The sequence below is a fragment of the Micromonospora sp. HK10 genome (assembly GCF_000982955.1).
Lineage (GTDB): Bacteria > Actinomycetota > Actinomycetes > Mycobacteriales > Micromonosporaceae > Micromonospora.
Genome location: NZ_KQ058880.1, coordinates 1 through 24,178 on the forward strand (window position 1 = coordinate 1; position 24,178 = coordinate 24,178).

Annotated in this window: 26 protein-coding genes; 13 read left to right on the forward strand and 13 right to left on the reverse strand. The window is 74.6% G+C overall.

Features of this window, described 5'->3' with window-relative positions:
* Positions 1 to 105 precede the first annotated feature (105 nt).
* Positions 106 to 297, forward strand: coding sequence for a DUF5703 family protein (locus tag LQ51_RS25890; RefSeq protein WP_046570170.1), 192 nt, complete (start codon positions 106 to 108; stop codon positions 295 to 297).
* Between the two features lie 64 nt (positions 298 to 361).
* Here LQ51_RS25890 and LQ51_RS25895 read toward each other — a convergent pair whose 3' ends face one another.
* Positions 362 to 1,012, reverse strand: a complete 651-nt coding sequence (locus LQ51_RS25895; RefSeq protein WP_046570117.1) for a hypothetical protein — start codon at positions 1,010 to 1,012, stop codon at positions 362 to 364.
* 61 nt (positions 1,013 to 1,073) lie between these two features.
* Positions 1,074 to 2,402: a M20/M25/M40 family metallo-hydrolase gene (locus LQ51_RS25900; RefSeq protein ID WP_046570120.1), complete on the reverse strand. Its 1,329-nt coding sequence runs from the start codon at positions 2,400 to 2,402 to the stop codon at positions 1,074 to 1,076.
* Positions 2,403 to 2,584: 182 nt separating this feature from the next.
* On the opposite strand from LQ51_RS25900, the gene LQ51_RS25905 reads away from it, so the two are divergent.
* From LQ51_RS25905 to LQ51_RS25915, 3 genes are all read left to right on the forward strand, one after another.
* Positions 2,585 to 3,202 (forward strand): hemerythrin domain-containing protein, encoded by a 618-nt coding sequence (locus LQ51_RS25905; RefSeq protein ID WP_046570122.1) that lies wholly within the window; start codon positions 2,585 to 2,587, stop codon positions 3,200 to 3,202.
* 81 nt (positions 3,203 to 3,283) lie between these two features.
* The gene (locus LQ51_RS25910) at positions 3,284 to 4,291 is read left to right on the forward strand and encodes a LysR family transcriptional regulator (RefSeq protein ID WP_046570124.1); all 1,008 of its coding nucleotides are present in this window, start codon (positions 3,284 to 3,286) and stop codon (positions 4,289 to 4,291) included.
* The gene (locus LQ51_RS25915; RefSeq protein WP_046570127.1) at positions 4,288 to 4,524 is read left to right on the forward strand and encodes a hypothetical protein; all 237 of its coding nucleotides are present in this window, start codon (positions 4,288 to 4,290) and stop codon (positions 4,522 to 4,524) included. The genes LQ51_RS25910 and LQ51_RS25915 overlap by 4 nt, the downstream gene beginning before the upstream one ends.
* A 51-nt stretch (positions 4,525 to 4,575) precedes the next feature.
* Here the strand turns inward: LQ51_RS25915 and LQ51_RS25920 are convergent, their stop codons facing one another.
* Genes LQ51_RS25920 through LQ51_RS25925 form a run of 3 tightly spaced genes read right to left on the reverse strand, consistent with a single transcriptional unit; the run spans position 4,576 to position 7,684 of the window.
* Positions 4,576 to 4,926, reverse strand: a complete 351-nt coding sequence (locus tag LQ51_RS25920; protein ID WP_046570129.1) for a DUF3140 domain-containing protein — start codon at positions 4,924 to 4,926, stop codon at positions 4,576 to 4,578.
* Positions 4,926 to 5,099 (reverse strand): hypothetical protein, encoded by a 174-nt coding sequence (locus LQ51_RS32995; RefSeq protein WP_156313230.1) that lies wholly within the window; start codon positions 5,097 to 5,099, stop codon positions 4,926 to 4,928. The genes LQ51_RS25920 and LQ51_RS32995 overlap by 1 nt, the downstream gene beginning before the upstream one ends.
* Before the next feature lie 32 nt (positions 5,100 to 5,131).
* Positions 5,132 to 7,684, reverse strand: a complete 2,553-nt coding sequence (locus tag LQ51_RS25925) for an ATP-dependent Clp protease ATP-binding subunit (RefSeq protein WP_046570131.1) — start codon at positions 7,682 to 7,684, stop codon at positions 5,132 to 5,134.
* Positions 7,685 to 7,888: 204 nt separating this feature from the next.
* On the opposite strand from LQ51_RS25925, the gene LQ51_RS25930 reads away from it, so the two are divergent.
* The 8 genes from LQ51_RS25930 to LQ51_RS25965 all read left to right on the forward strand — a co-directional run bounded on the left by LQ51_RS25930 (position 7,889) and on the right by LQ51_RS25965 (position 15,180).
* Positions 7,889 to 8,266, forward strand: coding sequence for a hypothetical protein (locus LQ51_RS25930; protein ID WP_046570133.1), 378 nt, complete (start codon positions 7,889 to 7,891; stop codon positions 8,264 to 8,266).
* 199 nt (positions 8,267 to 8,465) lie between these two features.
* A complete protein-coding gene (locus LQ51_RS25935; RefSeq protein WP_046570171.1) occupies positions 8,466 to 8,726 on the forward strand; it encodes a hypothetical protein in 261 nt (86 codons plus the stop codon).
* A gap of 9 nt (positions 8,727 to 8,735) precedes the next feature.
* Positions 8,736 to 9,617 (forward strand): hypothetical protein, encoded by an 882-nt coding sequence (locus LQ51_RS25940; protein WP_046570134.1) that lies wholly within the window; start codon positions 8,736 to 8,738, stop codon positions 9,615 to 9,617.
* The gene (locus LQ51_RS25945; protein WP_046570137.1) at positions 9,610 to 12,276 is read left to right on the forward strand and encodes an FtsK/SpoIIIE domain-containing protein; all 2,667 of its coding nucleotides are present in this window, start codon (positions 9,610 to 9,612) and stop codon (positions 12,274 to 12,276) included. The genes LQ51_RS25940 and LQ51_RS25945 overlap by 8 nt, the downstream gene beginning before the upstream one ends.
* Entirely contained in the window at positions 12,273 to 12,941 is a 669-nt protein-coding gene (locus LQ51_RS25950) for a hypothetical protein (protein WP_046570139.1), read from the forward strand. Before LQ51_RS25945 ends, LQ51_RS25950 begins: the two co-directional genes overlap by 4 nt.
* Positions 12,942 to 13,016: 75 nt before the next feature.
* The gene (locus LQ51_RS25955; RefSeq protein ID WP_046570141.1) at positions 13,017 to 13,700 is read left to right on the forward strand and encodes an SGNH/GDSL hydrolase family protein; all 684 of its coding nucleotides are present in this window, start codon (positions 13,017 to 13,019) and stop codon (positions 13,698 to 13,700) included.
* Positions 13,701 to 13,814: 114 nt separating this feature from the next.
* Positions 13,815 to 14,225 (forward strand): MerR family transcriptional regulator, encoded by a 411-nt coding sequence (locus LQ51_RS25960; RefSeq protein ID WP_046570143.1) that lies wholly within the window; start codon positions 13,815 to 13,817, stop codon positions 14,223 to 14,225.
* Positions 14,203 to 15,180, forward strand: coding sequence for an aldo/keto reductase (locus tag LQ51_RS25965; RefSeq protein WP_046570145.1), 978 nt, complete (start codon positions 14,203 to 14,205; stop codon positions 15,178 to 15,180). The genes LQ51_RS25960 and LQ51_RS25965 overlap by 23 nt, the downstream gene beginning before the upstream one ends.
* Before the next feature lie 30 nt (positions 15,181 to 15,210).
* On the opposite strand, the gene LQ51_RS25970 is transcribed toward LQ51_RS25965, so the two are convergent.
* On the reverse strand, positions 15,211 to 16,179 hold the full coding sequence (locus tag LQ51_RS25970) for a protein kinase family protein (RefSeq protein WP_156313231.1): 969 nt from the start codon (positions 16,177 to 16,179) through the stop codon (positions 15,211 to 15,213).
* 49 nt (positions 16,180 to 16,228) lie between these two features.
* Positions 16,229 to 16,933, reverse strand: a complete 705-nt coding sequence (locus LQ51_RS25975) for a TetR/AcrR family transcriptional regulator (protein WP_046570147.1) — start codon at positions 16,931 to 16,933, stop codon at positions 16,229 to 16,231.
* 57 nt (positions 16,934 to 16,990) lie between these two features.
* On the opposite strand from LQ51_RS25975, the gene LQ51_RS25980 reads away from it, so the two are divergent.
* Positions 16,991 to 17,833, forward strand: coding sequence for an alpha/beta fold hydrolase (locus tag LQ51_RS25980; RefSeq protein WP_046570150.1), 843 nt, complete (start codon positions 16,991 to 16,993; stop codon positions 17,831 to 17,833).
* A 196-nt stretch (positions 17,834 to 18,029) separates the two neighbouring features.
* On the opposite strand, the gene LQ51_RS25985 is transcribed toward LQ51_RS25980, so the two are convergent.
* Genes LQ51_RS25985 through hppD form a run of 6 tightly spaced genes read right to left on the reverse strand, consistent with a single transcriptional unit; the run spans position 18,030 to position 24,141 of the window.
* Positions 18,030 to 19,382, reverse strand: coding sequence for an ATP-grasp domain-containing protein (locus tag LQ51_RS25985; protein WP_046570152.1), 1,353 nt, complete (start codon positions 19,380 to 19,382; stop codon positions 18,030 to 18,032).
* Positions 19,379 to 20,347 carry an alpha-ketoacid dehydrogenase subunit beta gene (locus tag LQ51_RS25990; RefSeq protein ID WP_046570154.1) on the reverse strand — a complete coding sequence of 323 codons (969 nt, stop codon included), beginning with the start codon at positions 20,345 to 20,347 and terminating at the stop codon, positions 19,379 to 19,381. The genes LQ51_RS25985 and LQ51_RS25990 overlap by 4 nt, the downstream gene beginning before the upstream one ends.
* Positions 20,347 to 21,318 carry a thiamine pyrophosphate-dependent dehydrogenase E1 component subunit alpha gene (locus tag LQ51_RS25995; protein ID WP_046570155.1) on the reverse strand — a complete coding sequence of 324 codons (972 nt, stop codon included), beginning with the start codon at positions 21,316 to 21,318 and terminating at the stop codon, positions 20,347 to 20,349. Before LQ51_RS25995 ends, LQ51_RS25990 begins: the two co-directional genes overlap by 1 nt.
* Entirely contained in the window at positions 21,315 to 22,112 is a 798-nt protein-coding gene (locus LQ51_RS26000; RefSeq protein WP_046570157.1) for a DUF3050 domain-containing protein, read from the reverse strand. Before LQ51_RS26000 ends, LQ51_RS25995 begins: the two co-directional genes overlap by 4 nt.
* A gap of 2 nt (positions 22,113 to 22,114) precedes the next feature.
* A complete protein-coding gene (locus LQ51_RS26005) occupies positions 22,115 to 23,038 on the reverse strand; it encodes a phytanoyl-CoA dioxygenase family protein (protein WP_046570158.1) in 924 nt (307 codons plus the stop codon).
* Complete coding sequence (hppD, locus tag LQ51_RS26010) at positions 23,035 to 24,141, reverse strand: 4-hydroxyphenylpyruvate dioxygenase (protein ID WP_046570160.1); 1,107 nt, start codon at positions 24,139 to 24,141, stop codon at positions 23,035 to 23,037. The genes LQ51_RS26005 and hppD overlap by 4 nt, the downstream gene beginning before the upstream one ends.
* Between the last annotated feature and the right edge of the window lie 37 nt (positions 24,142 to 24,178).

The following is a 24,178-nucleotide window of genomic DNA, read 5'->3' on the forward strand; positions in this document are numbered from 1 at the left end:
GGCCACGCCGGACGCGACGCGGGTCACGGCCGGCGCGCCGGGGGCGCGACGCGGGTCACGGTCAGGGGGTGGCGGCAGGCCACCGGGCTGGGCAGCATAGGGGTCATGGACTACGAATACGCGCCGCTGCGGTTGCCCGCGAATGTCGACCGGTTGACCGCCGCGGCGCAGCTGGCGATCCAGGCGGAGTTCTCCGGATGGGAGCTGGCCCGGGTGCGGCTGTACCGGGACGGGACGCGGCAGGTGGTGCTGCGCCGTCGCCGGGTCAACCAGCCGCAGCCGGGCCTGTCGTACTGACGGGGCTGGACGGGACCGCCCCCGGGGCCCGCACCGCTCGGCGGGGCCCCGGACGGGTCACGGCCTAGTGGGCGTGGTCGTGTTCCTCGTCGAGCTCCAGGAAGGGGTGCTCGTCGAGCCGGCCGACCAGCCGGTCGTCGACGGCGGGCTGGAACGGGCCGACCGCGTCGTCGTCGTCGAACGACTCCAGGTCGACCGGGGTGCCGACCTCGCTGACCATGACCACCCCGTCGAGCGGCTCCAGCTCGGGCACGTCCAGCGCCGACAGCGACCCGTCGCCGCTCTGCAGCAGCTCCAGCACGGCCTCGCCGACCCCCTCGACCGGGGCCGCCTCGTCCTCCTCCGGAGTGCCTTCGCGGCGGGCCGCCTCGGCCACCCGGATCAGGGCGGACACGCTCGGCACCCGGTAGTCGCGGCGCTGCCGCACCGAGATGACCCGCGGGTGCGGGTCGGTGGCCTCGACGCCCTCGGCCGCGCCGAAGCGCTCGTCGGCCTCGTTCGGGTCGATCGACTCCACGTCCCACGGCGTCACCTCGCCGAACGCGTCGAGCAGCTGCTCGTCGTACGCGAACGAGGCGTTGTTCAACGCGACGTACGCCTGCCAGACGTCGTCGTCGATGCGGCCCTGGGCCGCGCGGACCGCGGCCAGGTGGGCGCGGGCGGCGTCGATCACCCGCTCCAGTGCGGCGTCCAGCTCACCGTGCTGGTCGGTCATGTGTGGCAGTCCCTTCGCAGATGGGGAAGTTCCGCGCCGACGCCGGACGCGACGGGCACGATTAGCAGTCGCGGAGAAACCGGTCGAGAACCCGCACGCCGAACTGTAGTCCGTCCAACGGGACCCGCTCGTCGATGCCATGGAACAGGCCGGAGAAATTGAGGTCGGCGGGCAGCCGCAGCGGCGCGAAGCCGAAGCAGCGGATGCCGAGCTGCGAGAACGCCTTGGCGTCGGTGCCGCCGGAGAGCATGTACGGCACCGGCCGGGCGCCCGGGTCCTCGGCGCGCAGCGCGGCGGACATCGCCTCGACCAGGTCGCCGTCGAAGGTGGTCTCCAGGGCGGGTTGGCGCTGGATGTACTCGATGGCGATGTCCGGGCCGACCAGCTCGCGCAGCTGCCGTTCCAGCAGCTCGGACTGGCCGGGCAGGCTGCGGCAGTCGATGGTGGCGGTGGCCCGGCCGGGGATCACGTTGTCCTTGTAGCCGGCGCCCAGCCGGGTCGGGTTGGCGGTGTTGCGGATCGTCGCGCCGATGATGTTGGCGATCGGGCCGAGCTTGGCGATGGCGGTCTCCGGGTCGTCCGGGTCGATCTCGATGTCGAGGACCTCGGCGACCTCCGCCAGGAAGGCCCGTACGGTGTCGGTCAGCACCACCGGGAAGCGGTGCCGGCCGATCCGGGCGACCGCCTCGGCGAGCGCGGTGACCGCGTTGTCGTCGTGCACCATCGAGCCGTGCCCGGGGCGGCCCTTGGCGTGCAGCCGCAGCCAGTCGATGCCCTTCTCGGCGGTCTCGATGAGGTAGAGCCGGCGCTGCTCGTCCACCGAGTAGGAGAAGCCGCCGACCTCACCGATGGCCTCGGTGCAGCCGTCGAAGAGGTGGCGGTGCCGCCGGGCGAGGAAGTGCGCGCCGTAGTCGCTGCCGGCCTCCTCGTCGGCGGTGAAGGCGAGCACGATGTCGCGGGCGGGGCGGACGCCGGCGCGCTGCCAGCCGCGCACCACGGCGAGCACCATGGCGTCGAAGTCCTTCATGTCGATCGCGCCGCGACCCCAGAGGTAGCCGTCGCGGATCTCCCCGGAGAACGGGTGCACCGACCACTCGTCGGGGTCGGCGGGGACGACGTCGAGGTGGCCGTGGACCAGCAGGGCGTCGCGGCCGGGGTCGGTGCCGGGGATCCGGGCGACCAGGTTGGCCCGGCCGGGCGCGGACTCCAGCAGCTCCGCCTCGACGCCGACCTCGGCGAGCCGCTCCGCGACGTACTCCGCCGCGCGGCGTTCGCCGGCGCTGGTGTCGTTGTCCCCGGTGTTGGTGGTGTCGATGCGCAGCAGGTCGCGGCAGAGGTCGACGACCTCGTCGGTGGGGTCGGGTCGGGCGGGGGCGGCGTCGCTCGTCATCGCTTCTTCATACCAGCCGGCGGGGTGGGCCGGTGTGCCCCGGCCCGGGCCCGGTTTCGCCGGCCGCGTGGCCGGGTACCGCCGGGTCGCAACACCCGTCGATCGGTTCGCCGGGGTCGCGGCCCGGCGTTCGCCGCGCCGGGCCTGGGCGGCCGCCGCCGCCACCAGTCGAGGAGGGCGCCATGACCGTTCCGCTGCCGCCGCTGCCGCCCACCGCCGAGGACGCGTACCGGCCGGGCGGGCGGAGCCTGGCCGACCTGGTGGACCGGGAGCACCGGGCCCTGCTGGGCCTGGCCGAGCAGGTGACCGACCCGGGTCTGGACGACGCGCGCCGGCGCGAGGTGCTCGACGTGCTCACCGCGGCGGTGTCCCGGCACCTCTCGGCCGAGGAGCAGTACCTCTTTCCGGCCGCCCGGGCCGCCGTGCCGGAGAGCGCGGAGCTGGTGGACCGGGAGATCGAGGCGGACGCCGCGCTGCTGACCGCCCTGAAGGGACTGTCCGCGCCGGACGGGCCGGCGCTGGCCGAGGTGGCCGAGCGGGTCCGCCGGCACGTCAGCCGGGTGGCCGCGCTGGTCACCCCGCTGCGGGAGGTGGCCAGCGACGCCGAACTGATCCGGCTGGGCAACCGCTGGGAGATCGCCGAGGAGGCCGCGCCGACCCGGCCGCACCCGGGCACCCCGGCCACCCCGCCCTGGAACAAGATCGTGGAGCCGGCGGTGGGCGTGCTGGACAAGGTCCGGGACGTGGTGACCGGACGGCGGACCCGGCTGTCGGACCTGGAGCGACCGCGCGGGCAGTGAGCGGAGCCGATCGACCGATCGGCATGCGCCGATGCCTTAAGGACCCTTCCGGATGCCGCTTCGTGGTCCTACGGTCACCGTATGAATCTGGAGCTGCGACACCTGCGGGTGGTCTGCGCGATCGCGGAGACGGGGAGCGTCACCAAGGCGGCCTCGACGCTCGGCCTGGCCCAGCCGGCGCTGACCGCCCAGCTCCAGCGCATCGAACGGGCCCTGGGTGGTCCGCTGTTCGAGCGGGACCGTCGGGGCGCCCGGCCGACCGCCCTGGGTGAGCTGGTGCTGGACCGGGCCCGGGTGCTGCTGCCGGCGATGAAGGGCCTGCAGGACGAGGCGGCCCGGCTGGCCGGGGCCGGCGACCCGGTGACCCGGTACCGGTTCGGCGGGGTGAACAGCCCGATCCTGGGCCGGCTGGTGCACCGGCTCGCCGCCGCCCGCCCCGAGGCGCAGATCAGCACGTACGCGTCGTGGTCCGGGGACGAGCTGGCCCAACTGGTCGCCGGTGGCCGGCTCGACTTCGCGCTCACCGGCGTGTGCGGGGACGCCGCGCCGGCCGCGGAGTTCGGGCTGTGCTGGCGGGAACTCGCCGTCGACCCGGTCTTCGTGCTGCTGCGGCAGTGCCACCCGATGGCCGACCGGGAGGAGATCCGCCTGGTGGATCTGAGTCGCGAGCAGTGGGTCGCCGCGCCCGGCGACGGCTGCTTCGGCGACTGCTTCGCGGCCGCCTGCGCCCGGGCCGGCTTCACCCCCCGCAAGGTGTACGAGGCGGACGTGCGCGGCTGCCTGGACCTGGTCGACGCCGGCGAGGCGGTGGCGCTGTGCCAGGCCACCTTCCGGCCGGTGGCCGGCCTGGTCACCCGCCGGCTGGCCGGGGTGCCGCTGCGCTGGCGGCTGCTGCTCGGCTGGCACCCGGACGCGCCGGCCGCCCGGGTCGCCGACACGGTGCTGGAGACGGCGGTGGCCGCGTACACCGACGCGCTGGCCAACCACCCGGACTACCTGGCCTGGCTGCCGCGCCACCCGGACTTCGGTGTCGCCGGCCCGGCCCGCCGGGGTGCGAACCGCCTGAGCGCGGGTATCACGGCGGTATGACTGATCTGTACCCGGCCGCCGACCAGCGGGAACTGCTGCGCCAGGCGGCCGCCGCGCACACCGCCGCCGCGCAGGACGTCGAGGCCTTCCTGCGCCGGCTGCCGGAGGTGCCCGGACCGGCCGACATCACCGAGTACGCCAACCTGCTCAGCCGGGAGGAGCGGGCCCGCGCCGACCGGCAGACGGCGGCCGACGCCGCCGGCCTGCAACTGCCCAGCATGGAGTCCGAGTAGCCGGCACGGCGACGGCGCCCGGGGTCTCCCGGGCGCCGTCGCCGTCTCCGCTCAGCGTTCCACGAGCACGTCGTGACCGAGGTCGAGCAGCGAGTGCCGCCACTCGTCGTCGGCGTTGCCGCGGCCCGGCTTCGCCGCGGTCAGCTCGCGGATCCGGTCGACGGCCTCCCGCATCACCTCGATGTCGTCCGGGGTGAGGTCCACCTTGCGCTTGGTGAGCACCTGCAGGATCCGCCGGCCGGGCTCGGGCAGGTCCAGGTCCGGGTTCGGGCCGAACGCCTCCTCCCCCGAGCCGCGGGTCAGCAGCCACTGGCGCAGCTGCTCGGAGGGGACGTTCACCTCGGCGTGGAAGTCGTCCCAGAGCACCTCGACCTCGGGGTCGAGTCGCGCCTCGCGTACCATCAGGCCTCCTCTCCCGGCGGCGACCCGGACGGCGTCGGGTCACCCTCACCCTTCTCGGCGTGCTGCTTGAGCCCCTCCGGCGGCACCTTGACCCGGGCCGGGTTGGCCGTCGGCGGCGCCACGATCGGCTCGCTGCGCTCGCTGTCCTCCCGGGTCTCCTCGGGTTCGGTCATCTCCGGCCCTCCGATCCGTCGGGACGTCCCGTTCATCGCGGATGGGACGTGGTCGCGGCCGTGTAGCCGCGGTCGCCGGCGCCCACGTCGAAGGCGAGCTGGCCGTCCCGCGCGTCGACGGTGACCCGCTGGCCGGGCGAGATCCCGTGCTCCAGCAGCAGCCGGGAGAGCCGGTTGTCGACCTCCCGCTGGATGACCCGGCGCAGCGGCCGGGCGCCGAACTCGGGCTGGTAGCCGTGCTCGGAGAGCCAGTCGATCCCGGCGGTGGTGAAGTCCACCTGGATGTCCTGGGCGTGCATCCGCCGGCGGGTCTCCTCCAGCAGCAGCTCGGTGATCTGGCGCAGCTGCTCGGCCTCCAGCCGGCGGAAGATGATCGTCTCGTCGATCCGGTTGAGGAACTCCGGGCGGAAGGTCTCCTGGAGCCGGCGCGTCAGCCGCTCGCGCAGCTCGTCGCTCTCCTGCTGGCTGCCGGGCTCGCCGGCGCCGAAGCCGACCGAACGTTGGGTGCCGGTGATCAGCTCCGCGCCGAGGTTGCTCGTCATGATCAGTACGGTGTTCTTGAAGTTCACCGTCCGGCCCTGGCTGTCGGTGAGCCGGCCCTCGTCGAGCACCTGGAGCAGGATGTTGAACACGTCCGGGTGCGCCTTCTCGATCTCGTCGAGCAGCACCACGGCGTACGGGCGGCGGCGCACCGCCTCGGTGAGCTGGCCGGCCTCCTCGTAGCCGACGTACCCGGGTGGGGCGCCGACCAGCCGGCTGACCGTGTGCCGCTCCTGGAACTCGCTCATGTCCACCCGGATCATCCGGTCCGCCTCGCCGAAGAGCGCCTCCGCGAGGGCCCGGGCCAGCTCGGTCTTGCCGACGCCGGTGGGGCCGAGGAAGAGGAAGCTGCCCATCGGCCGGTCCGGGTCGGCCAGCCCGGTACGGGACCGGCGCACCGCCTCGGCCACCGCGCTGACCGCCTCGTCCTGGCCGATGACCTTCTCGTGCAGGTGCCCCTCCAGGCGCAGCAACCGGTCCCGCTCCTCCTCGGTGAGCTGGCTGATCGGGATGCCGGTGGCCCGGGAGACCACCTCGGCGATCTCCTGCGGGCCGACCGAGGGCACCTGGCTGCCGCCGTCGTCGCCCTGCGCCCGGCGGATCTGTTCCTCCAGTTCGGCGGTCCGGTCGCGCAGCTGGGAGGCGCGCTCGTACTGCTCGTCGGAGACGGCCTGCTCCTTGTCCCGGCGTACCTCGTCGAGCTGCTGCTCCAGTTCGCGTACGTCCGAGGCCGGGGTGCGGGTACGCAGCCGCACCCGGGCGCCGGCCTGGTCGATCAGGTCGATCGCCTTGTCCGGCAGGTACCGGTCGGTGATGTAGCGGTCGGAGAGCTCGGTGGCGGCCACCAGGGCCTCGTCGGTGAAGCGGACCTGGTGGTGCGCCTCGTAGCGGTCGCGCAGGCCGCGCAGGATGCTGACGGTGTCCTCGACGGTGGGCTCGGGGACCAGCACCGGCTGGAACCGGCGGGCCAGCGCGGCGTCCTTCTCGATGCTGCGCCGGTACTCGTCCAGCGTGGTCGCGCCGATCACCCGCAGCTCGCCCCGGGCGAGGGCCGGCTTGAGCATGTTGGACGCGTCCATGCCGCCCTCGCTGCCGGCGCCGCCGGCGCCGACCAGGGTGTGGATCTCGTCCAGGAAGATGATCAACTCTTCGCGGTGGGCGCGGATCTCGTCGATCACCTTCTTCAGGCGCTCCTCGAAGTCGCCGCGGTAGCGGGTGCCGGCGACCAGGCCGGCCAGGTCGAGCTGGACGACCCGCTTGCCGAGCAGGGTCTGCGGCACGTCGCCGTCGCAGATCCGCTCGGCCAGTCCCTCCACGATCGCGGTCTTGCCGACGCCGGCCTCACCGATCAGCACCGGGTTGTTCTTGGTGCGTCGGGACAGGATCTCCACGGCCTGCTCGATCTCGTCGGCCCGGCCGATCACCGGGTCGATCTGGTCCATCCGGGCCAGCTCGGTGAGGTCCTGGCCGTACTGGTCGAGGGTCGGGGTGCCGCGGTCCGGCTTCGGGCCGCTCATCGGGCCTCGCTCGGCGCTGGCCGCCTGCAACGACTCCGGCTGGATCCGCCCGGCGGCCAGCATCCGGCCGGCCGGCGACTCCGGGTTGAGCGGCAGCGCCATCAGGATGTGCTCGGGCCCGATGTAGTTGGCCCCCATCGCCCGGCTGAGCTGGTGCGCGTCGAGCAGCGCCCGCTTGGCCGCCGGGGTGAGCGACAGGTTCGGCGGCACCTCGCCCCGGGGCGCCCCCTCGCCCCGCCCGCCGAGCGCGTTGACCAGGGTGTCCGGGTCGGCGCCGGCGCGGCGGACCAGGTCACGCAGCGGCTCCCGTTGCAGCGCCGCCCAGAGCAGGTGGTCGGTGTCCAGGTCGTTGCTGTGTTTCTGGGCCGCCCGGCGGGCCGCGTCGGCGAGCATCTCCCGCGCGTCCGCGGTCATCAGCCGGGTGATGTCGACCCGGTGCGCCGGCCGGCGTCCCCCCTCGCTCCGGCCGAAGTAGCGGGCCAGGAACTCGTCCCACGGGTCGTTGCCGAAGTCACCGGGTCCCATCATCTCTGTCCTCCGCAGTCGGTCGGCACGGCCGGGGCGCGACAAGGCGCGGCACGGTCGGCGGTGGCTACCCGGCGGTCGGCGCGACAAACGCGGGCGGGTGGTGGGGACCCCGGCCGGGGCCGATGGCAGGCAGGAGTCACCGCCTCCGGCGTTGGGCAGGCGTGGCGGAGGAGTCACCGCCTCCGGCGGTGGCAGGCTGGGGGAATGGAGAGCAGAGCGCTGCTGATCGTCGACGGGGCGAACGTGGTGGGCTCGCGCCCGAACGGCTGGTGGCGGGACCGGGCCGGCGCCGCCGCCCGGCTGCGCGACGCGCTGGTTCCGCTCGCCGAGGCGGGGGTGCCGCCGGAGCTGCCGCCGCCGGTGGAGGTGGTGCTGGTGGTGGAGGGCGCGGCCCGGGGCGTCGGTGCGGTGCCCGGGGTCGGCGTGGTGGCCGCGCCGGGCTCCGGCGACGACACCATGGTCGAGCTGGTCGCGGCCGCGCCGGACCGCCGGTGCGTGGTGGTCACCGCCGACCGGGAGCTGCGGGCCCGGGTGGGCGCGCTGGGCGCGCAGGTGCACGGCCCGCGCTGGCTGCCGCACTGACGCCGGTACGCCGACCGAACCGTCCGTGCACGGGACCGACTGTCCCGCCGGCGGGACCGGCGGAGCCGCGTTCCGGCGGCCTTCGCGCACGTCAGCGGCCTATTCGGACAGCCGGGCACGAATGGCACGAGGGCGGATGTTCGGCCATCCGGCGGGATGGGTTGTAATGGAGATCTCCCCCGCCCCCAGGAGGTCCGCCGTGGCGAGCGTCGCCGAGCTGAAGGCCGCCATTGATGTCGCCCTCGAGCAGATAGGCGACGGCCAGACAGCGGTGCAGGCGGCCGGCGAGAAACTGGCCGAGGCGCAACAGACCCTCGCCGGTGCGCTGGAGGGCAGCGGTCACGAGACCGTCGAGGCGGCCCAGGCGTCGCTCACCCAGGCCACCCAGGAGCTGGAGGAATGCCTCGCCGCCACGCTGGTCGCGGTGGAGCAGGCGCAGCTCTACGTCGCCAGCCTCTGAGGGCCGGCCGTGTCCATCGTCGAGGACATCGGCGCGCAGGTGCGCGCCGCCGCCGAGGAGCTGCCGCTGGCGCAGCTCGCCGCCGCGCTGGAGAAGTTCGGCCAGGCCACCGAGCGGTTGCGCTGGGTACGCCAGGAGTCGGCGAACCCGATGGGGGTGCCGGAGCTGTCCGCGGCGACCGAGCACGCCGAGACCGCCGGGTACGCGCTGCGGGTGGCCCAGGAACAGCTGTCGGCGTACCTGGCCGCGATCGGGCTGGCCGGCGACGGCGCGCCCGCGCCGACCGGCGGCGACCGGCGGCCCCGGCACGACGCGCCCCCGGGTGACGCCCCGCCGCCCGGACCGGCCGGCGGGCCGCCGCCGGACGAACAGCCGGCGGTACGGCGCTGGTGGGCGGTGCGGGTGGCCGAGTTGACCGGGGGCCGGGAGGGCGGGCCGGACGAGCCGGACGAGCGGGCCGGCGACTCCCGGGAGCTGCTGCGCCGGGTGGTCACCGGGGTCCGCTCCGGCGACCGGGACCGGCTGCACCGGGAGCTGCGCGGGGCGCACGCCGACATCGGGCTGGGGCTGGCCGCGATCGCCCCGCCGCTGCTCCGCGACCTGGCCGGCGAGCTGCTCGGCCATCCGCCGCGCGCCGACGACCTGTCCCGGTTGCGCCGCGAACTCGACGGCCGGGTGCGCGACCTGCTGCCCGGGCTGCCGCCGCCGGTGCTGCACACCCTGCTGACCCGGGTGTGCCGGATGCCGCCGCCGCGCCGGGCCGGCGACGACGAGCAGCCGCACGCCGCCGACCCGGCCGTCACCGCCGGTGTGGTCACCGGGGTCCTGCTGGACCGGCTCGGCCGGGACCTGCCCCGGGAGGCCGACGGGCGGGAGCCGTCCCGTGGCTGACGTCCGCGCCCAACTGGTGTCGCGGGTCCGGGGGCTGCTCTCCGAGGCCCTCGGCGCGACCCGCGGCCGGCTCGCCGCCGCCGAGGCCGACCTGGCCGCCGGACGGGACCGGCTGGCCCGGGTGCGCCGCGCCGCCGCGGCCGTACCCGAGCGGGTGGGCGCCGCCCGCGACGGCCGGCTCGCCGAGATCGACGCCCGGCACGCGGCGCGCATCGCGGAGCTGACCCGGCGGGCCGGCGCGGCGGCCGGCCGGGAGGCGCCGGGCGCGGCGTCGGCCGGCTGGGCCGGGTGGCGGCCCACGCCGGCCGGCCGGGCCGAGACCCCCGGCGCGGTCCGGATCGGCACGGTACGCGTCCCCGGCGGCGAGCCGGTGCCCGCGCTGGTGCCGCTGCTGGACGCGGGGCACGCGCAGCTCGCCGGCAGCGACCGCGACGGCCTCGGGGCCGTGGTCCCCGCCCTGCTGCTGCGCTCGGTGGGTCGCGCCGAACCGGGCGGCGTCCGGCTCTTCGGCTACGACCCCGAGCACCTGGGCGGCGGGCTGGCCGGCTTCGCCCCGCTCGGCACCGCCGGGCTGCTCACCTTCGTCGGCCCCGGCGGGCTGGGCCGGCTCCTGGACGACCTGGTCGAGCAGATCCGCCGGATCAACGAGACGGTGCTGGCCGGCGAGTACCCGTCGTTGCGCGCCCTCGCCGCGGCCACCGGCCGCCGCCCCGAGCCGTGGCGGGTGGCGGTGCTGCTCGGCGGGGACGAGCTGTCCCGGCACGAACGCGGCCAGCTCGACCGGGTGGTCCGCACCGGCGCGGCCTGCGGCGTGCACCTGGTGGTGCGCGGCGTCGCGCTGCCCGACGACCCGACGGTCACCCGGATCGTGGTGGAGCCGGACGACGCCCGCATCGCCGGGCTGCCGGTACTGCTCGACCCGCCGCCGCCGGCCGCGCTGGTCACCGAGACCTGCCGGGAGGTGGCGTCGCGGGTCAACGCCGGGCCGCCGCCGGCGCCCTTCACCGACCTGCTCCCCGCCGAGTACTGGCAGGAGGACTCGGCGCACGGGTTGACCGCACCGATCGGCGAGGGCCGGCACGGCCGCCCGGTGCTGCTCAGCCTCGGCGACTATCCGCCGCACGCGCTCATCGGCGGCCCGTCCGGCACCGGCAAGACCAACCTGATCTTCGCGTGGATCGGCGCGCTGGCCGCCCGCTACTCCCCCGCCGAGCTGGAGTTCTACCTGCTCGACTTCAAGGAGGGGGTGTCCTTCGCCCGGTTCGCCCAGGGCCGGCGCGACCCGAGCTGGCTGCCGCACATGCGGCTGGTCGGCATCAACGTGAACACCGACCGGGAGTTCGGCCTCGCGCTGCTGCGGTTCCTCGCCGAGGAGCTGCGCCGGCGGGCCGACGCCGCCAAGAAGCACGAGGTCACCAAGCTGGCCGAGCTGCGCGCCGTCGACCCGACCGGGCACTGGCCGCGGATCGTGGCGGTGGTCGACGAGTTCCAGGCGCTGCTCGCCGGCCGGGACGTGGTCGCCCGGGAGGCCGCCGACCTGCTGGAGGACCTGGCCCGCCGGGGCCGGTCGCAGGGCATCCACCTGGTGCTCGCCTCGCAGGACGTGCGCGGCATCGAGGCGCTCTGGGGGCGGCCCGCCCTGGTCGCCCAGTTCACCCTGCGGATCGCGCTACCCAAGGCGCTGCGCATCCTGGCCGAGCGCAACGACGCGGCGCAGTCGCTGCCCCGCCACCACGCCGTGGTCAACGCCGAATCCGGGCTGACCGAGGGGAACGAGGTGGCCCGCATCCCGTCGGCCAGCGACTGGGAGACCTGGAGCGAGTTGCAGCACCGGCTGTGGCGGATGCGCCCCCAGGACGCCGCCCCGGCCCGGCTCTTCGACGGCGACGCCGTCCCGAGGCTCGCCGAGGCGCCGGACTTCCGCGCCCTGACCGCCCCCGAGCAGGGCGTGCCGCGCAGCCCGGTGGCGCTGCTCGGGGAGATCATCGACGTACAGGCCCGCTCGGCGGTGCTGCGCCTGCCCCGGGCGCCGGGCCGCAACCTCGCGATCCTCGGCACCCGGATCGACGAGGCGTGCGCGGTGCTCGACGCCGCGGCGCGCTCGCTGGCCGGCCAGCACCGCCCCGGCACCGCCCGGTTCTCCATCGCCTGCCTCGACCCGGACGCCGACCCGGCCGCCCGGGCCCTCTACGAGGACCTGGCCGACGACGCCGCCTGGTACGACGAGGAGACCGTGCCCGAGCTGATGGCCGAGGTGGGCGACGGGCTCGGTGCCCCGGGCGCCCCGAGCAGCCCGCACTACCTGCTGCTCTACGCGGTCGACGCGGCGGCCGGGCAGCTCGCCGGCAGGGCGGGCCGGCGCACCGGACTGGAGCAGCTGCGCCGGATCCTGCACGACGGGCCGGAACGGCGTACCCACGTGCTGGCCTGGTGGCGCGGGGTGGGACGGATGCGGGCCGACCTGGGCGGCGCGGGGGCCCGCCTGGACCAGATCGGGGCCTGGGTGGCGCTGGACGTGCAGGGGGCCGAGCTGAGCGGCGCCCTCTATCCCGGCACCGGCGGGCCGGACTGGTACCCGCGCCCGTGGCGGGGGCTCTACTTCGACCGGGCGGTGCACCGCACCGGACAGGTGATCATCCCTTATGGTCCGTCCCGATGAACGAACCGGTCCGCAGTGAGACGTACGCCGCCCAGCTCCGCCGGCTCGCCGAGCTGACCGCCCGGGTGGACGCCCAGCGCGCCGAGGCGCACACCTGGTACGCCCAGCAGTGCGCGGCCGCCGAGCGGGCCGTGGCCGAGGCCACCGAGCAGGTCCGACGGGCCGAGGCGGACCTGGCCGAGGCCCGGGAGCTGGTGGAACGGGTCGACGCGGAGGCCGCCCACCTGTGGGGGCAGCTGCGGGCGCGGATCGGCGCGGGCGGGCGGCGGCTCGGTGACCCGCCAGGTCCGGCCCGGGACGCCACGGGTGATCCGGTGCCGCTGCTGCGCGGGGTCCGCGAGCTGCTGGACCGCACCCGCCAGCCGGGTGAGCTGCCCGGCTCGACCAATCCGCTGCTGATCGCCTGCGGGGTGGGCGGCGCGGTCGTCGCGTACGCGCTGGGGCTGGCCGCGCGGGCGCTGGGGCACGGCTCCGGCGGCGACCTGGCGGTGGGCATGCCGGTGCTGGCGTTGGTGATCACCCTGCTCGGGCCGCTGGTCGGGCTGGCGCCGGCGCGGTTCCTGGCCGACCGCCGGCACGCGGTGCTGACCCCCCGCCCGATGCTGCTGGTGGCCGGCGCCGGCCTGGTGACCACGCTGCTCCTGCTCGCCCTCGGGCCACGCTGACCGTTCGGGGAGGGCGGCCGGCACCGGCCGCAGCGCTTGATCGACGGGGCGGTGCGAATCGGCTAGCGTGCGGGCGTGGGATCGACGTTGACCGAAGCCACCGACCCGTACTGCCTGCGCGAGGGAGAGGCCGCGGAGCTGCTGCGCGGTCACCCGTGGCGGCGGTTCGTGGTGCTGGGCGACAGCGTGGCCGAGGGCCTCTGCGAGCCGGTCGACGGCTATCCGGACGTGCAGTGGGCCGACCGGATCGCCGCCGAGCTGCGCGCGGTCCAGCCCGGGCTGGCGTACCTGAACCTGGGCCGGCGGGGGCTGCGGGCGCACGAGGTGCGGGCGGCCCAACTCGGCCCGGCGCTGGCGTTCAATCCCGATCTGGCGCTGGTGGTCTGCGGGGGCAACGACGCGTTCCGGTCCGGCTACGACGCGGACGCGGTGGACGCCGAACTGGCCGCGATGATCACCGCGCTGCGCGACGCCGGGGCGGACGTGATCACGGTCGGCATGTTCGACGTGTCGCACAGCCCGGCGGTGCCGGCGGCGCTGCGGGCCGGGCTCGGTGCGCGGATGCGCCGGCTGGCCGCCCACACCGGACGGCTGGCGGCGCGACTGGGCACCGTCCACGTGCACCTCACCGACCACCCGGCGGTCGCCGACCCGTCCCTGTACAGCAGCGACGGCCGGCACGGCAGCGCGCGCAGCGACGCGATCGCCGCCGCCGAGACCGTCCGGGCCCTCGGGGCCCGCCTGGCCACCCCGGCCTGACCGCGCGCCGCTGACGCGCCGCCGGCCCGGTGGCACCGCCCCTGACCGCCGGCGCGCGAGATCGACGTACCACTATTTGCTCTGGAGTGAGCTCCAGGGGGCATGCTTGCCGTCATGGAGATCGACGCCGCCGACCTCGACGGACCGACCATCGGGCAGGTGTCCGACCGGGTCGGTCTGTCGCCGGACACGCTGCGCTGGTATGAGCGGATCGGGCTGCTCGAGGCGGTCCCGCGCGACGCCGCGGGGCAGCGGCGGTACCGCGCGCTCGACCTCGACCGGCTCGAACTCCTGATCAAGATGCGGGCGACCGGCATGCCCCTCACCGAGATGCACGACTATGTCGCCCTGATCCACGCCGGACCGGCCAGCCGGCGCGACCGGCTGACCCTGCTCGAGACACACCGTCAGCGCACCCTGGACCGCATGGCGGCCCTCCAGCGGGATCTCGTCGTGATCGACCGGAAAATCGACCGTTACCGAAACCTCCTGGAGCACGACGATGCGCAGCACCACCCTGGGTGAATCGGGTCCCGCCGTCTCGGCCATCGGCCTGGGTTGCATGGGAATGAGCGCCCTCTACGGCCCTCGCCCGGACGACGAGCAGTCGCTGAGCACGATTCACCGCGCCCTCGACCTCGGCATCAACCTCATCGACACGTCGGCGTCCTACGGTGACGGTCACAACGAACAGCTCATCGCCAAGGCCATCCGTGGCCGGCGCAGTGAGGTCTTCCTGTGCACCAAGTTCGGCATCCGGCGGGACGGCGGCCCGATGCGGGTGGACTCCTCGCCGGAGTGGGCGAGGAAGTCCTGCGACGAATCGCTGGAGCGGCTCCGCGTCGACCACATCGACCTGTTCTACCTCCATCGGCGCAACCCGGACGTCCCCGTCGAGGACACCATCGGCGCGATGGCCGAGCTGGTGGCCGCCGGCAAGGTACGCCATCTCGGCGTGTCCGAGGTGAGCCCGCAGACGCTGCGACGAGCACACGACGTCCACCCACTCGCCGCACTGCAAACCGAGTACTCGCTCTTCAGCCGGGAGGTCGAGGCGGAGATCCTGCCGACGTGTCGCGAGCTCGGAATCACCCTCGTCGCCTACTCACCGCTCGGTCGAGCCCTGCTCAGTGGGCAGATCACCGCCGACACCGCCTTCGGTGCGGAGGACCTGCGCAGTGGTAACCCGCGCTTCGTCGAGGCCAACCGCGCCGCCAACCTGGCCCTTGTCGACCGGCTGCGCGCACTCGCCGACGAGATGGGGGTGGTACCGGCACAACTCGCGCTGGCCTGGCTCCTCGCCCAGGGCACCGTCCCGATCCCGGGCACGACCAGGATCCGCCACCTGGAGCAGAACGTCGCCAGCACCGCCGTCACGCTGACCCCCGAGCAACTCCGGCGCATCACCGACCTCATACCCGCCGAGGCGGTGCAGGGTGAGCGGCTCGCCGCCTCCGCCGCGCGCTGGGTCGGCAAGTGACCGCACCCGCCGGCGAGGCGAACTCCTTCGTCAAGAGGGAGTGAGGCGGGCCAGGATGCGGTCTGTCGCGTGGTCGGCGATGGACCGCATGAAGGCTCGGTCAGGGAAGTCGCCGTCGAGCAGGCGCAGTGGCCCTTCCACCAGGGACAGGTCCAGCGCCAGGCGGTAAAGGCGCAGGCGAGCCTCGTCCAGGCCGTCGACCGCCAGGTGCTGGTAGCTGTCGCCGAAGCGGAGCTCCAGGAAGGCGTGCTCCCATTCGATGTCGAAGAACATCACCCCTTCGAGGTCGATCAGCACCGGCTCGTCGTGGGCGTCGACCAGCACGTGGTCAGGGCCCAACTCACCGTGGATCAGGGCGTACCCGGTCCGCGGCGCCACCGCGGCCCGGGCGGTGTCGAGGAGCGCGGCGATCCGGTCCCGCGCTGCGGCGATGGCCGGCACCCGGCGGGCGCCCTCCGCCAGGTGGCGCAGCGCCCGGTCGTGGACGACCGTGGGCGGTGGCGGCGCGCCGGCCGGCGCGGGATCGGCCGGGCGGCCGTACCGGTCGCTGCGGCGGCCGTGCAGGGCGCGCACCAGCCCGGCCAGCCGGGCGAGCACGGGCGCGGCCCGGCCGGGGTCTCGGGCGTGCAGCGCTTCCAGACTGCCGCCACGGACGTCCTCCACCACGGCCAGGTCGCCGTCGGGATCGAGCAGCAGGATCTCGGGTACGCGCACGCCGGCGGCGGCCAGCTCGGCGTGCGCGGCGACGAAGAGGTCGAGGCCGGTCGCGGCGGCGAACGGCCCGTCCGTGTCCTCATCGGTGGCAGGCCACCAGTTCTCGACGTCGTCCCAATGGTGCAGGACGCAGCTCGTACCGTCGTCGAGGGTGAGCCGGTAGGCGCCCTTCTTCGTGCCGCCGGTGAGGCGCGCGACGTCCCGCAGGGTTCGGTTAATGCCGTATACCTGGCGCAGCACCGCGGCCAGGTCCTCGCCGGCCAGCCGGCCCCGCCTCCCGTTCACCGGCGCATTCTCCCCGGGTGCCCACCGTGAGGTCGATCGAGAATGCCGGTCAGTCGGAGTCGGTGGTGAGCAGTCCGGTCAGCAGGCCGCGCAGGGTCCGCTCGAAGAGATCCTGCCGGGGAGTGGCGACCGGTGGCGCGGCGAACGCCGCGGCGAGGTGCGGGTACGCCGCGGGGTCGACGTGGTCGAAGTGGACCGGCCCGGACGCGGCCTCGGCCCGGGCGAAGAGCGAGACCACGCCGGTGACCATGGCGATCGCCTCGAACTTCGCGGGGACCGGGGCCGGGACCGGCTCGAGGACACGCAGGCAGGTGTCGAACCAGGCGAGGGTGTTCGGCCCTGGGGTCCCTGGGTGCGCGGTCGCGTCGACCAGCCACGGGTGCCGCCGGTACAGCTCCAGCTGGCGGCGGGCCAGCAGCACCACGGCGTCGCGCCAGTCTCCGGGGCCCTCCGGGTAGGGCCGCATCAGGGCGGGCTCGCCCTCGGCGGACAGCACCTCCCCCACGCACCGGTCGACCATCAGAGCGACCAGATCGTCCCGCGATGACAGGTGCCGGTAGAGCGATCCGGCCGCCATGCCGAGGGCGGTGGCCACGGCGCGCATCGACACCGCTGCGAGGCCGCCGGCGTCGGCCAGATCGATTCCCGCGGTGACCATCGCGTCCCGGCCGTGGGTCGGGGCGGGTCCCCGGGCGCCACGCTCCGGGCGGCTCCAGATGGACCGCCCGCCGGGATCGCTGGATGCGTCGCTCACCGCGCCAGTGTAAACTGCAAACACTGTTCGCGGTTTTGGTCGGTGAGGAGTCACGGGATGGCGGAGCGGATCACGGCGCCGGACGGCGCGACCATCGCCCTGCACACGACGGGCACCGGCCCGGCCGTGGTGCTGGTGCACGGCGGCGGGGTCACCGTCGACGAGTACCGCCGGCTGGTCGCGCGCCTCGCCAACCGGTTCACCGTGCACCGCTACAACCGCCGGGGCCGGGCGGACGCCCCGGCCCGGCGGGAGCCGTACACGGTCGACCAGGAGATCGAGGACCTGGGGGCGGTACTCGCGCACACCGGGGCCCGCCGGGTCATCGGGCACAGCTACGGCGCGTTCGTGGTGCTGCGGGCCGCGCTGCGGCTGCCGCTGGACCAGGTGGTGGTCTACGACGCGCCGCTGCGCCTCGCGGGCCGCGGGCTGCCCACGGCGTTCCTCGACCCCGCCGAGGAGGCGATCCGCGCCGGCAATCTCCCCCGCGCGATGGCCCTGGTCGGCGCCGGCGTCAACCCGCAGGATGCGGCCTCGCGGCTCCCGCTCGGCGTGCAGACCGCGATCTGCCGGCTCTTCCTGCGGACCGCGATCGGCCGGACGATGGCCGCGCTGCTGCCCATGACGTTGCTGGAGACCCGACAGATCCTGGCTCACGACGGACCACCCGAGCAGTACGCGGGGATCACCGCCGAGGTCCTGCTGGCCTGCGGCGCCAAGGCCGCCCCCTGGTACCCCGAGGTGAACGAGCTACTGGCCGCCGTGCTGCCCCGGGCGCGGACGCTGTCCGTGCCGCGCTGCGGGCACAACGGGATCGCCGCCGCGCCCCCGCACCTCGTCGACCCGATCGCCGACTTCCTCGCCGCCCCGCCCCCGTCAACCCCACCCCAACCGCACTAACCCCCACCCACCCACCCCGCCGGGCCCCCACCTCCCACCCACCCGGGCCCCCACCCGCCGCGTTGATCAAGGAGCTTGCGTCGCGGATCCGCGGCGGCTTGACGCAAACTCCTTGATCAACGCGGCAGGGTGGGGGGGGGGAGGGGTGGGGGGTGGGGGTGGGGGTGGGGGTGGGGGCACAGCGGGTGGGAGGGGGTTAGGGGGTGAGGAGGATGCCGGTCATGAGGACGCCGCGGGCCAGGTTGAGGACCTCCTCGCAGCCGGGGTAGCCGACCCGGGCCAGGGCGCCGGAGCCGGTGCGGCCGAACAGGTACGGGGCGAGGCTGTACGGGACGTCGGCGCTGACCGTCTCGCCCGTCTCGATCTGCACGAAGTCCATCGAGACCCGGTCCGCCTCGTGGTAGCGCTGCAGGATGTGGCCGCCCGCGTCGATCGCGGCGCGTACCCCGTCCTCCCAGGCCACCGCGCTCATCTCCCGGCCGATGAGCACCCCGTGCCCGGCCGAGCCGCCGGCCGGCTTGGCCACCAGGTCGGCCTGCTCGGCCAGCGCCCGGTCGAGCTGGTCGGCGGTGAGCGCCACGGTGTGCGGGACGTACCGGCGGATCAGCGCCCGGTCGGTGGCCGGCAGCAGGTCGAGGTCGGCCCAGAGCCAGGCGAAGTTCAGCTTGTTGCTGAGCAGCCAGGCGGCGCTGCTGACGAACATCGGCAGGGTGCCCGCCGCGAGCGCGCCGGCGACCGCGTCCAGGCCGGCGCTGGGGGTGACCCGGTTGGGCACGAAGAGCCGGAACAGCGCGTCCACCGGGGCGCCGCCGACGACCAGCCGCCGCCGCTCGTCCAGGGTGGCCGAGGCGACGGGCGCGATGACCAGGTCGATGCCGAACCGCTTCGCCTGGTCGGCGAGCGGGGAGAGGATCCGGATGAAGGTCTCCGGGTCGTCCAGGCCGGGATAGTCGGCTTCGAAGTCCATCAGCAGCGCCACCCGCGCCCCGTCGGGCAGGTCCAGGGTGTCGCGGATGGCCACGAAGCGCTGGTCCAGCAGGGACGGCGCGGGCCGCAGCCCGTCCAGCAGGCCCTGCGCCCGGTAGAGGTCGGCGTACCGGTAGATCACCGTGTCGGCGTCGAAGCCGCCGCCGAGGCTGCTGTCGATGTTGTACTCGACGATGCACGGCACGCCGCCGGAGTAGAGCACGTCCGGCCGGTACGCGGCGAGCAGCCCGTCGTGCAGCGGCTCGTCCTCGTCGAGCAGCCGGGTCTCCCCCACCGGCACGTCGAGCAGCCGGCGCAGCTCCCCGGCGGTCGCTGCCCGGCGCTGGCAGGCCTCGAGGATGAGCTGGGCGATCCGGTCGCAGACCTCGTTGAGTTCGCGGAACGCGTCGGCGGTGAGCACCGGCGGGCGGGCCAGCCGCCACTGCTTGTTGTAGGTGGCCCGCCCGTGGAAGATCTTCTCCCAGGCGGCGGCGCCGGCGGCGACCATCCCGGCGCGGGTCGGCCCGGGCAGGTCGGCCCACGCCTGGCCGAGCGGCGGCCACCGGTAGTCAGGGTCGATCATGATCCGTCCTTCAGGCAGAGGTGGATGGCGGCGGTGAGCTGGTCGCGGCCGGGCTGCACGGCCCGGTCCAGGGCGGGCGCGAAGGGCAGCACGGCGCCGTCGGGGCGGGTGACCCGCCGGGGCGGCGCGGCCAGCCGGAACCGCTCGACCACGGTGGCGATGATCTCCCCGGCGATCCCGCAGGACCGGTTGGCGTCGTCCACCACCACCAGGCGTCCGGTGCGGGCCACCGACGCCAGCAGGCCGTCCCAGTCGAACGGGTACACGGTGCGCGGGTCGAAGACCTCCACCGACGCCTGACCGGCCAACTCCTCGGCGACCGCCAGCGCGTCGTGCACCAGGTGCCCGACGGCGACCACGGTGACGTCCGAGCCGGACCGGCGTACCACGCCCCGCCCGAGCGGCACCGGGTCGAACGCGTCGACGTCGGCCCGGACCTCCATGGCCCCCGCGGGGGCGAAGACCACCACCGGGTCGTCGCAGCGGATCGCCGACACCAGCAGCCCGTACGCGTCGGCCGGGGTGGCCGGCACCACCGTGGTCACCCCGGCGTGGGCGAAGAGGCTGTACGGATGGTCGGAGTGCTGCCCGGCCCAGCCGGTGCGGGACCCGGAGCCGGGCACCAGATAGGTGACCGGCACCGCGCACTGCCCCCCGGTCATCAGCGGGAACTTGTGCGCGTGGTTGACGATCTGCTCGAAGACCAGGAACAGCAGTGACGGGATCTGGAACTCGATGACCGGGCGGGCCCCGGCCAGCGCGGCGCCGGTGGCGAAGCTGGTGAACGCCTGCTCCGACAGCGGGGTGTCGAGGATCCGCTCCGGGCCGAACCGCTTCAGCAGGCCGGAGGTGACGTTCGCGGCGGCCACCCGGATGTCCTCGCCGAGCAGGAAGACCGACCCGTCGCGGGTCATCTCGTCGGCGAGCGCCCGGGTGAGCGCGCGGCGGTAGGAGAGCCGGGGCATCAGCCACCTCCGGTGCGGGCGGTGCGGCCGCTGGCGTACAGGTGGTCCAGCGCGGTCGCCGGGTCCGGGTGCGGCCCGGCCAGCGCGAAGTCGACGGCGGCGGCCAGTTCCGCCTCGACGGCGGCGTCCACTTCGGCCCGGACCGGGGCGGGCAGCCGGGCGCCCTGGATGTCGACCGGGTCCCGGGCGCGGCCGGCGGCGACCTCCTCGGGCGGGCGGTAGTCCAGGCGTACCTGATGTTCGAAGGTGTGGTGGGCGTCGAAGCGGTAGGTGTGTGCCTCGACGAGTTCGGGGCCGCCGCCGGCGCGCATCCGGGCCACGGCGGCGGCGGTCACGTCGCGTACCGCCTCGGGGTCCTGGCCGTCGACGGCGGCCGCCGGCATGCCGAAGGCGGCGGCGCGGCCGGCGATGCTGCCGGCGACCGCGCCGGCGACCGGCATGGTGGTGGCGTAGCCGTTGTTCTCGCAGACGAACAGCACCGGCACCCGCCAGAGCGCGGCCAGGTTGAACGCCTCCAGGAGCATCCCCTCGTTGACCGCGCCGTCGCCGAAGAAGGTCGCCCCGACCACGTCGTCGCCGCGCCGCCGGCGCGCCCACACCGCTCCGGTGAGGATCGCGCCGGCGGCCCCGACGATGGCGTTGGCGCCGAGCACCCCGACGCCGAAGTCGGCGGCGTGCATCGACCCGCCCCGGCCCCGGTTGAGCCCGGTGACCCGGCCGCACAGCTCGGCGAGCATCCGGGCCGGATCGGCGCCCTTGGCGAGCACGTGGCCGTGCCCGCGGTGGGTGCCGGTCACCAGGTCCTCGTCGCGCAGGGCGGCGCAGACCCCGGCGGCGATCCCCTCCTGCCCGAGGTACGGGTGGATGCCGCCGACGATCTCCCCGGCGCGCACCAGGTCGATGGCGCGCTCCTCGAAGCGGCGGATCAGCCGTACCGTGCGGTAGAGCCGGACCGGGTCGGCGTGGGTCACGTCGGGCGACCCTCCTTGATGGCGGCCAGGATGTCGTCCCAGAGGTGGGCCCGGGCGGCCAGCGCCTCGTTGACCGTGTCCGCGCACTCCTGCCACTTGGTGTCGTCGTCGCCGCACAGGTCGGCCAGCATCTGCATGGCCATCGGGGTGTGCTGCTCCCCGTCGACCTCGATGTGCCGCTCCAGGTAGTCGACGAACGTGTGCAACCGGTTGCTGCGTTCGTTGACGGCGACGACCTGGGTGAACATCTCCGGGATCAGGTCCTCCCGGCCGAACGCGAAGGCCGCCGCCTGGCAGTGCACCGGGGTGCTCTCGATGATCCGCCAGGTGGTGCCGGCGAACGCCCGGGACGCCGCCGGCGCCCCGGCCTCGGCCAGCGCCTCGGTCACCGGGCGGCCGGCGCGCAGCAGCTCGACCAGGCGGTCCACCGCGCCGGTGTCCGCGCCGGCCTCCGCCATGCCCCGCACGTACAGCTCGAAGTGGCTGAGGTAGCCCGCGCCCAGTTCGTCGCTCTCCTCCACCATGACGATGTCGTTGATCAGCCGGCGGCTGCCGGTGGGCCCGGTCGGGATCCACGGCACGGTGACGCAGGTGAGCTGGCGTTGCAGCGACTTCAGCAGCGACATGAAGTCCCAGACCGCGAAGACGTGGTGCTCCATGAAGGTGACCAGCGCCTGGTGGGTGTCCAGGTTGGCGTAGAGCGGGTGTTTGACCACCACGTCGCGCCGGGCGGTCACCGCCTGTTCCAGCCGGTCGATGCCCGGGTGCGTGCTACCCCAGTCGTAGCGTGACATGGTCAGCCTCCCTGCGCGGCGCCGCGGCGCCAGATGACGGGACAGAAGTCGGGGTCCGCGTAGTCGGGCCGCCCCTGCGGGGTGCGGCGGACCAGCACGTCGTGGTTGTACGCGGCGAGCGTGCCGTCGGAGAGCGGATACTCCCGCCAGGCGTTGCCGCCGTCCTGCAGGTGCAGGGAGATGGCCCGCCGGGGGCGGCCGCTGACGTTCGCGCCGCTGCCGTGGTAGATGCGGCAGTGGTGGAAGCTCATGTGTCCTTTGGGGATCACCATGGGGATCTTGCGGATTTCCGCGCCGTTGTGCGCGGCGTTCTCCGCGAGCATCACCTCGAGCTGGTCGCGGTCCCGGTCGGCGAAGTGCCGGACCACGGTGTCGTCGGCGCCGACCTCCTGCCAGCGGTGCGAGCCGTCGACCATGGTGATGGTGCCCATCTCCTCCCCGCAGTCGTGGAACGGGATGAACGCGGTGAGCATGTCCTCCGACGACGACGACGCCCAGTAGTGCTTGTCGAAGTGCCAGGGCACGATGTTGGACGGCTCGCCGGAGATCGGCGGCTTCCAGATCAGGGTGGACTGGAAGACCCGGATCTCGTCGGCCCGCGCCAGCCGGGCGGCGACCGCCCCGATCAGCGGCTTGCGCAGGATCCGGCCGATGACGTCGTGCTCGTAGTGCACGTAGTCGTTGTGCCGCTGCACGTCGCCCCTGCTCGGGTCCCAGTAGGCCAGGCGCGGCGGACGGACCGGCAGGTGCCGGTCGCGCTCGCCGGCGTAGTAGCGGTCGGTGGCCGCGACGAGTTCGTCCACCTCCGCGTCGGTGAGCAGCTTCTTCGACAGGTACCAGCCGTGCTCGGCGTAGTGGCGCAGGTCCGCCTCGGAGGGCAGCAGCGCCTCCTCCTCGGCGGTCAGTGTCGGATGTGTGGTGGTCATGCCCCAGCCCTTCCTGCCGTGCCGGCCACGGCGGTGGGGGTCGCCCCCGCCGCGGCCAGTTCGCGTTCCTTGGCCTCGTAGAGCGCCTTGATGTTGCCGCTGCCAAAGGTGCGCGCCCCGCGCCGCTCGATGAGTTCGAGGAAGAGGGTGCGGCGCACGTGCATCGACTCGGTGAAGATCTGCAACAGCTGGCCGCCGTGGTCGGAGTCGACCAGGATGCTCAGGTCGCGCAGCCGGTCCAGCGGCGCGTCGATCTTGCCGACCCGCGCCTCCAGGTCGTCGTAGTAGGTGGCCGGCGTGCCGGCGAACCGGACGCCCCGGCCGGCGAGGGCGCCGACGGCGGTCACGATGTCGTCGGTGCGCAGCCCGAGGTGCTGCACCCCGGCGCCGGCGTGCCAGCGCAGGAAGTCCTCGATCTGGCCGGGCCGGGCGCCGGTGTCCGGCTCCAGCAGCACCAGGGTGACCCGCCCGGACGGGCTCTGCACCACCTTGGAGTTCATCGCCTGCCCGGCGACCTCGATGTGCTCCTCGAAGATCTGCGCGAAGCCGAAGACCTTCTCGTAGTGCCCGACCGTCTCGTCCAGCTGGCCGGGCGGCACGCAGACCGCCAGGTGGTCGATCTCGGCCAGCAGGTCGTCGCCGGCGCCGGCGGGCAGCGCCTCGATCGCCCCGGGCAGGAACGCGTCCCGGTCGCCGCGCCGCTCGACGAGGCGGTGCAGCACGTCACCGAAGCCGCCGACCTCGGCGACCACCACCTCGGCGTCCGCGCCGGTCCAGGTCCGCGGTGGGGTCACCCCGGTCGCCCCCCGGGCCACCAGCTCCGCGTACGCCCCGGCGGCGTCGTCGACCTCCAGGGCGAGCACCGCGATGCCGTCGCCGTGCCGTTGCACGTACGCCGACGCCGGGTGCTCGGCGGTCAGGCCCGAGGTGAGCAGCATCCGGATCCCGCCCTGGGCCAGCAGCAGCGAGCGCTGGTCGGCCAGCCCGGTCTCCGGTCCGCCCTGGCCGCGCAGCCGGAAACCGACCGCGGTGCCGAAGTAGAAGCCGGCCTGCCGGGCGTCCCCCACGTACAGTTCGACATGATCTATGCCGTTGATGTGCATCTTTCCCTTCCCCTTTTCCCCCCGTTCCTGGTGTCCG